The sequence below is a fragment of the Pseudomonas sp. SDO55104_S430 genome (assembly GCF_054070595.1).
The window spans coordinates 1-8568 of record NZ_JBSVXG010000236.1 but is presented as its reverse complement, the minus strand read 5'-3'; the positions used below and the strand labels follow the sequence as shown (position 1 = coordinate 8568).

The window sequence follows — 8568 nt, the reverse complement described above, 5'->3', positions numbered from 1 at the left end:
AAAATTTGGGGGGGGGGGTTGGTTGGAGAGGGCGATGTGTCGGCAAAATCTGTATTGCCTGACACACCGCTTTCGCGAGCAACCCCGCTCCCACATTGAATTGCTGTGGAGTTTAGTGGGCGCAGGCGCTGTCTTGAGATTTATCTGCCACAAATAAAAACGGGAAGCCGCCTGGCTTCCCGTTTTTCGTCTCAGCCTGCGGTTCAGATCACCTGAACGATCGCATCCGTCACGACTTTGATGTTGCTCTGGTTCAGCGCCGCCACGCAGATGCGGCCGGTGTCCAGGGCGTAGATGCCGAACTCGTTGCGCAGGCGGTGAACCTGTTCAACGGAGAGGCCCGAGTAGGAGAACATGCCGCGCTGGCGACCGACGAAGCTGAAGTCGCGCTGTGGAGCGTTTTTCGCCAGCAGGTCGACCATCTGGGTACGCATGCCCTTGATGCGCAGGCGCATTTCAGCCAGCTCGGCTTCCCACTGGGCGCGCAGTTCCGGGCTGTTCAGCACGGCCGCGACGATGCTTGCACCGTGAGTCGGCGGGTTGGAGTAGTTGGTGCGGATCACACGCTTGACCTGCGACAGCACGCGCGCGCTTTCTTCTTTCGATTCGCTGACGATCGACAGGGCGCCAACGCGCTCGCCGTACAGCGAGAAGGATTTGGAGAACGAGCTGGACACGAAGAAGGTCAGGCCCGACTCGGCGAACAGGCGCACGGCGGCGGCGTCTTCGTCGATGCCGTCGCCAAAGCCCTGGTAGGCCATGTCGAGGAACGGTACGTGACCCTTGGCCTTCACGGCTTCCAGAACGTTATTCCAGTCAGCCGGGCTCAGGTCAACGCCGGTAGGGTTGTGGCAGCAGGCGTGCAGCACGATGATCGAGCCGTTCGGCAGCGCGTTCAGGTCTTCCAGCAGGCCGGCGCGGTTCACGTCGTGGGTCGCGGCGTCGTAGTAGCGGTAGTTCTGCACCGGGAAACCGGCGGTTTCGAACAGCGCGCGGTGGTTTTCCCAGCTCGGGTCGCTGATGGCCACGACGGCGTTCGGCAGCAGTTGCTTGAGGAAGTCGGCACCGATTTTCAGCGCGCCGGTACCGCCGACGGCCTGGGTGGTGACCACGCGGCCAGCAGCGATCAGTGGCGAATCATTGCCGAACAGCAGTTTTTGCACGGCCTGGTCGTAGGCAGCGATACCGTCGATTGGCAGGTAGCCACGGGAAGCGTGTTGAGCGACGCGAATCGTCTCGGCTTCGACAACGGCGCGCAAAAGTGGAATTCGCCCCTCCTCGTTGCAGTAAACACCTACCCCCAGATTGACCTTATCGGTACGGGTATCGGCGTTGAATGCTTCGTTGAGGCCCAGGATTGGATCGCGGGGTGCCATTTCGACAGCGGAGAACAGGCTCATTTTTGCGGCGGCTCTGAATGGAGAGTGGAGGGACGTGTGGCGCTCCAGCCGAATGCACTAGAGCGGTGCACAAACGGGGAGCTAGTATAGAGGTCATCTTCCATCGATGGCGACAGACGATTCGGTTTTTAGCCCAAGTTTTTCCGATTATTTTTCGACCGTTAGTCGATTGGTGTAATCAAAGACTTCAAGGGACGTAGGACGTTTGCCTTGAAAGCGATGGCAATCGGCTCCACATTGAGCACAATCCCGCTTTTTCCTGCGACGACGCGCGTCGTTTGCGGCTTTCCCGTTCCTGCCGGTTGCGCCGAGAACAGTGCTCCGAGAACAGAGAGATCATCCATGTCCGAATTTGAGCTAGTCACCCGTTTCGCGCCCGCCGGCGATCAGCCGGAAGCCATTCGCCTGATGGTCGAGGGCATCGAGGCGGGGCTGGCCCACCAGACGCTGCTCGGTGTGACCGGTTCGGGCAAGACCTTCAGCATCGCCAACGTGATCGCCCAGGTGCAGCGTCCGACCCTGGTGCTGGCGCCGAACAAGACCCTGGCGGCGCAGTTGTACGGCGAATTCAAGGCGTTTTTCCCGAACAACGCCGTCGAGTACTTCGTTTCCTACTACGACTACTACCAGCCGGAAGCGTACGTGCCGTCCTCGGACACCTTCATCGAGAAGGACGCCTCGATCAACGACCACATCGAGCAGATGCGCCTGTCCGCGACCAAGGCCCTGCTGGAGCGCAAGGACGCCATCATCGTCACCACGGTGTCCTGCATCTATGGTCTGGGCAGTCCGGAAACCTATCTGAAGATGGTGTTGCACGTGGATCGCGGCGACAAGCTGGATCAGCGCGCGCTGCTGCGACGCCTCGCCGACCTTCAATACACGCGCAACGACATGGATTTCGCCCGTGCGACCTTCCGCGTGCGCGGCGATGTGATCGATATCCACCCGGCGGAATCGGATTTCGAAGCAATCCGCATCGAGCTGTTCGATGACGAAGTGGAAAGTTTATCGGCGTTCGATCCGTTGACCGGTGAGGTCCTGCGCAAGCTGCCACGCTTCACATTTTATCCGAAGAGCCACTACGTCACTCCGCGGGAAACTCTGCTCGATGCGGTCGAGGGCATCAAGGTCGAATTGCAAGAGCGACTGGAATACCTGCGTTCCAACAACAAACTGGTGGAAGCCCAGCGCCTGGAACAGCGCACCCGTTTCGATCTGGAGATGATCCTCGAGCTGGGTTATTGCAACGGCATCGAAAACTACTCGCGCTACCTGTCCGGGCGGCCGGCCGGCGCGGCGCCGCCGACGCTCTACGACTACCTGCCCGCCGACGCTTTGCTGGTGATCGACGAATCCCACGTCAGCGTGCCGCAGGTCGGCGCCATGTACAAAGGCGACCGCTCGCGTAAAGAAACCCTGGTGGAATACGGCTTCCGCCTGCCTTCGGCGCTGGACAACCGACCGATGCGCTTCGACGAATGGGAAGGGGTGAGCCCGCAAACCATTTTCGTCTCGGCCACGCCGGGCAACTATGAGGCCGAACACGCCGGGCGCGTCATCGACATGGTGGTGCGTCCGACCGGCCTGGTGGACCCGCAGATCGAGATCCGCCCGGCCCTGACTCAGGTCGACGACTTGCTCTCGGAAATCACCAAGCGCGTGGCGCTGGAAGAGCGGGTGCTGGTCACCACGCTGACCAAGCGCATGGCCGAAGACCTGACCGATTACCTGGCCGATCACGGAGTGCGCGTGCGTTACCTGCACTCGGACATCGACACCGTGGAGCGGGTCGAAATCATCCGCGACCTGCGCCTGGGCACCTTCGATGTGCTGGTGGGGATCAACCTGCTGCGCGAAGGCCTGGACATGCCGGAAGTGTCGCTGGTGGCGATTCTCGATGCTGACAAGGAAGGCTTCCTGCGTTCCGAGCGTTCTCTGATCCAGACCATCGGCCGGGCGGCGCGTAACCTCAATGGTCGGGCGATTCTGTATGCCGACCGCATCACCGGCTCCATGGAGCGGGCGATCGGTGAAACCGAGCGGCGGCGCGACAAGCAGATCGCTTTCAACCTGGCCAACGGAATTGTGCCCAAAGGGGTGGTCAAGGACGTGGCCGACATCATGGAAGGCGCCACCGTGCCGGGCTCTCGCAGCAAGAAGCGCAAGGGCATGGCCAAGGCTGCCGAGGAGAGCGCCAAGTACGAAGCGGAGTTGCGCTCGCCGGGTGAGATCACCAAGCGGATCAAGGCGCTGGAAGAGAAGATGTACCAGCTGGCGCGGGATCTGGAGTTTGAAGCGGCGGCGCAGATGCGCGATGAGATTGCCAAGTTGCGGGATCGGTTGATCACAGTTTGATTTTTGTGCTGTTCCTGCTGGCCTCTTCGCGGGCAAGCCCGCTCCCACAGGGTTTTGTGGTGAACACAAAATTTGCAATCACCAGCAATCACTGTGGGAGCGGGCTTGCCCGCGAAGAGGCCATCGAAGGCAACACAAAACTCAATGAGCCTCCCCAGCCTTGAGCCCCGCCGGCAATGTCCTGGTCAACAACACCGCCACCATGCTGATCCCCAGCGCAATCCCGACAAAATGAAACGCATCGTTGTAGGCCATGATCGACGCCTGCTGATGGGCAATCTCACTGAGTTTGGCCAGCGCCGCATTTTCATTGCCCAGCTTGTCGGTCAATGACGCCAGGCGCTCGGCCACCTGCGGATTGCTCGGCACAATGGATTCACGCAAATAATCGAAGTAAGTCTTGGTCCGCGCATCCAGCAAGGTGGCGAGGAGGGCGATGCCGATGGCGCCGCCCAGGTTACGCAGGATATTGAACAGACTCGACGCCGAGCCCGCGTCCTGGGGCAGAATGTACGCTGTGGCGATCAGCGAGATGGTCACCATGATCAGCGGCTGGCCCAGGGCCCGGATGATCTGGATCTGATTGAACTGCGGCCCGGCGAAATCCGGGTTCAGCACTCCGGAAGAAAAACTCGCCAGGCCGAACAACCCGAAACCCACCGTGCACAGCCATTTCGGCGAGATGTACTTCATCAGCTTCGGCACCAGCGGAATCAGAAACAGCTGGGGCACGCCCATCCACATGATCACTTCGCCGATCTGCAAGGCGTTGTAGTTCTGGATCTGCGCCAGGTACAGCGGCAACAGATAGATCGAACCGTACAGCCCGACCCCCATCCCGATACTGGAAATACTCGACAGGCCAAAGTTGCGATTGCCCAGGATGCCAAGGTTGATCAGCGGATTGGGTTTGGAAAACTGCACGATCACAAAAGTGATCAGGCTGATCAGGGCGATGCTGCCCAAGGTGACGATCAGGTCCGATTCGAGCCAGTCCTTGCGATGGCCTTCCTCCAGAAACACCTGCAGGCAGCCCAGGCCGACACCGAGGGTGACGATGCCGGCGTAGTCGGTGCTTTTCAGCAACTCCCAGTGCGCTTCCTTCTTCTCCAGACCGTACATCAGGCCGGCGATCATGATCAGGCCGGGTGGAATGTTGATGTAGAAAATGTATTCCCAGCCCCAGTTTTCCGTCAGCCAGCCGCCGAGGGTCGGGCCGATGGAGGGGGCGAAAGTGGCGGTCATGGCGAACATCGCCATGCCTTTGGCGCGGTGATGTTCGGGCAGTTTGATCAGGGTCAGGGTAAACGCCAGCGGGATCAGCGCGCCCCCGGTAAAGCCCTGGAGCGCACGAAAGACGATCATGCTTTCCAGACTCCAGGCCATGGAGCAAAGCAGCGAGGCGACCAAGAAACCCAATGACACCCAGACGGCCAGCCGCCGCGCCGACAGCAACTGCACCAGCCAGGCGGTGAGCGGGATCATGATGATTTCCGCCACCAGATAGGAGGTGGAGATCCACGAGCCTTCTTCCAGGGTGGCCGAGAGGGCGCCCTGAATGTCCTTGAGCGAGGAGTTGGTGATCTGGATATCGAGCACGGCCATGAAGGCGCCGAGCATCACGCTCATCACCGCGATCCAGTCCCGCCGGGTCGGTTCCCCGACCGGACGGATCAGTTGATCACCGGCCATCGTCAGCGCTGTCTTTGCTGCTTACCTTGTGCGCGGCGGATTCAGGGGCGTCCTTGATGTTGACGGTGGCGGTCACCGACATGCCCGGGCGGATCTTGCCGCGCAGAGGGTTATCGGCGGCGAAGGTCAGCTTGACCGGAATCCTTTGTACGACCTTGGTGAAGTTGCCGGTGGCGTTGTCCGGCGGCAACAGGCTGAACTGCGCGCCCGAGGCGGCGAACAGGCTGTCGACCCGGGCTTCGATCGGCGTGTCGCCGTAGGCGTCGAAGGTCAGCTCGGCTTTCTGCCCGGGCTGCATGTGGCCGATCTGGGTTTCCTTGAAATTGGCCTGAATCCAGATGTCTTCATCGGGCACGATCGACAGCAGGTAAGCGCCGGCCTGCACGTACTGGCCTTCTCGGGCCGCGCGCTGGCCGATCAGGCCGCTGATCGGCGCGTGGATTTCGCTGCGGGTCAGGTTCAGCTCGGCCTGGGCCAGATCGGCCTTGGCGTTGGCGATCTGCGCGTCGAGGCGCTTGATGTCGGCGTTCAGCGCATTGACCTGCTGGCGCTGACCCTGGGCATCGGCCTGGGCCTTGCTCAGTTGCGATTGGGCAATGTGGTTGTCGGCAGAGAGGGTGGTGACCCTTTCTTCGGAAACGTAACCGGGTTTGCGCAGGGTCTGGGCGCGGGCCAGGTCGATCTGCGAACGGCCGAGGCTGGCCTGTGTGGAGGCGACCTGAGCATCGCTGGCGGCGATCAGGCTGGACTGTTGCGTCAGCTTGCTCTGGGCTTGCAAGCGCTCGGCCTGGCGGGTGGCGAGGGCGGCGTTGGCGCGGTCGACGGCGAGGCGGAAATCATCGCCTTCGAGCCGGATCAGTACCTGGCCTTTCTCGACGTGCTGGTTGTCCTGCACCAGCACCTGCTCGATGCGCGCCCCCAGCTGGCTGGATACACGGGTGATCTCGCCCTGGACATACGCGTTGTCGGTGCTTTCATAAAAACGCCCCTTGAAGAACCAATGGGCAAAGAAGCCCCCGGCGATCAGCAGGACGAGGAGCAGGAAAACGGACAGGCGACGCTTGAGTTGGGCAGGCATGGGGCAAACTGTAGTCGAGAATATGTAAGGAAAGTTATCAGCAGGTGAATCTGGCATGAAGCCGACAAGCGGTAAATGCCATCCCTTGATATTCGGCCATTCACCGCGTGATACGGGCGTTCCAGACGCAACCTTGGCTTAAATGCCCTGTTCGCTGGAGCGGGGCGGGTGTCGCCTGTTACCATTCGCGGCTTGATTGTTTCTTTGCTTTTCATTCTTTTCGAGACATGCCATGACCACCGTCCGCACTCGCATCGCGCCATCGCCTACCGGGGATCCCCACGTAGGTACCGCTTACATCGCATTGTTCAACTACTGCTTTGCCAAGCAGCACGGCGGTGAGTTCATTCTGCGGATCGAAGACACCGACCAGTTGCGTTCGACCCGCGAGTCCGAACAGCAGATCTTCGACGCACTGCGCTGGCTGGGCATCGACTGGAGCGAAGGCCCGGACGTTGGCGGCCCGCACGGTCCGTACCGTCAGAGCGAGCGTGGCGACATTTATCAGAAGTACTGCCAGCAGTTGGTCGACCTGGGCCATGCCTTCCCGTGCTTCTGCACCGCCGAAGAGCTGGACCAGATGCGCGCCGAGCAGATGGCCCGCGGCGAAACCCCGCGTTACGACGGCCGCGCCTTGCTGCTGTCCAAGGAAGAAGTGGCCCGCCGCCTGGCTGCCGGCGAGCCGCACGTGATCCGCATGAAGGTGCCGACCGAAGGCGTCTGCGTGGTGCCGGACATGCTGCGCGGCGACGTTGAAATCCCGTGGGACCGCATGGACATGCAAGTCCTGATGAAGACCGACGGCCTGCCGACCTACTTCCTGGCCAACGTGGTCGACGACCACCTGATGGGCATCACCCACGTCCTGCGCGGCGAAGAGTGGCTGCCATCGGCACCGAAACTGATCCTCTTGTACGAGTACTTCGGCTGGGAACAACCAGAGCTGTGCTACATGCCGCTTCTGCGTAACCCGGACAAGAGCAAGCTGTCCAAGCGCAAGAACCCGACGTCAGTGACTTTCTACGAGCGCATGGGCTTCATGCCGGAAGCCATGCTCAACTACCTGGGCCGCATGGGCTGGTCGATGCCGGACGAGCGCGAGAAGTTCTCGCTGCAGGAAATGGTCGACAACTTCGACCTCAAGCGCGTTTCCCTGGGCGGGCCGATTTTCGACATCGAGAAGCTGTCGTGGCTCAACGGCCAGTGGCTGCGTGACCTGCCGGTGGAAGAGTTCGCGGCACGGGTGCAGAAGTGGGCATTCAATTCCGAATACATGATGAAGATCGCGCCGCACGTTCAGGGCCGGGTTGAAACCTTCAGCCAGGTCGCACCGCTGGCCGGCTTCTTCTTCGCCGGTGGCGTGAACCCGGATGCCAGCCTGTTCGAATCCAAGAAGCTCTCGGGCGATCAGGTGCGTCAGCTGATGCAACTGATCCTCTGGAAGCTGGAAAGCCTGCGTCACTGGGAGAAGGACAACATCACCGCGACGATTCAGGCAGTGGTCGAGTCCCTGCAACTGAAGCTGCGTGATGCCATGCCGCTGATGTTCGCCGCGATCACCGGGCAGGCCAGCTCGGTATCGGTGCTCGACGCGATGGAAATCCTCGGCCCGGACCTGACCCGTTTCCGCTTGCGCCAGGCAATCGACCTGCTGGGCGGTGTGTCGAAGAAAGAAAACAAAGAGTGGGAAAAGCTGCTGGGCGCTATCGCCTGATTCCCTGTAGCAGCTGCCGAGGTACGAGGCTGCATCGGGCTGCGCAGCCGCCCCTTTATGGACAACATGAAGGGGCAGGGCGAGCGCTTCGCACTCGAACGCAGCCTGCGGCAGCTGCTACAGAGACGGTTTTACCCCCGGATTTCCGGGGGAGGGCGGTAAGTGATTGTTATGCCGACAAAAAATTTTAAATTTTTTGAAAAATAAGTTTGACAGGCTTTCGATACGCCCTTAAGATTCGCCCCGTCCTCAGCGATGACATCAACGATGAGGGGCTATAGCTCAGCTGGGAGAGCGCCTGCATGGCATGCAGGAGGTCAGCGGTT

Annotated in this window: 6 protein-coding genes; 2 read left to right on the top strand and 4 right to left on the bottom strand. The window is 60.8% G+C overall.

Annotated elements, in window-relative coordinates:
• Window positions 1–203 precede the first annotated feature (203 nt).
• Together ACW9JE_RS26050 and ACW9JE_RS26045 are read right to left on the bottom strand one after the other, a co-directional pair.
• Window positions 204–1400, bottom strand: coding sequence for an amino acid aminotransferase (locus ACW9JE_RS26050; RefSeq protein ID WP_457434365.1), 1197 nt, complete (start codon window positions 1398–1400; stop codon window positions 204–206).
• A gap of 161 nt (window positions 1401–1561) precedes the next feature.
• Window positions 1562–1744, bottom strand: a complete 183-nt coding sequence (locus ACW9JE_RS26045; protein ID WP_457434364.1) for a hypothetical protein — start codon at window positions 1742–1744, stop codon at window positions 1562–1564.
• On the opposite strand from ACW9JE_RS26045, the gene uvrB reads away from it, so the two are divergent.
• Complete coding sequence (gene uvrB / locus ACW9JE_RS26040; protein ID WP_224535557.1) at window positions 1743–3758, top strand: excinuclease ABC subunit UvrB; 2016 nt, start codon at window positions 1743–1745, stop codon at window positions 3756–3758. The genes ACW9JE_RS26045 and uvrB overlap by 2 nt on opposite strands.
• Window positions 3759–3899: 141 nt before the next feature.
• Here uvrB and ACW9JE_RS26035 read toward each other — a convergent pair whose 3' ends face one another.
• Entirely contained in the window at window positions 3900–5390 is a 1491-nt protein-coding gene (locus tag ACW9JE_RS26035; RefSeq protein ID WP_224535642.1) for an MDR family MFS transporter, read from the bottom strand.
• A gap of 49 nt (window positions 5391–5439) precedes the next feature.
• Window positions 5440–6528, bottom strand: coding sequence for an HlyD family secretion protein (locus ACW9JE_RS26030; RefSeq protein ID WP_224535555.1), 1089 nt, complete (start codon window positions 6526–6528; stop codon window positions 5440–5442).
• Between the two features lie 232 nt (window positions 6529–6760).
• Between ACW9JE_RS26030 and gltX the strand changes: the two genes are divergently transcribed.
• A complete protein-coding gene (gltX, locus tag ACW9JE_RS26025) occupies window positions 6761–8242 on the top strand; it encodes a glutamate--tRNA ligase (protein ID WP_224535552.1) in 1482 nt (493 codons plus the stop codon).
• Window positions 8243–8568: the final 326 nt, after the last annotated feature.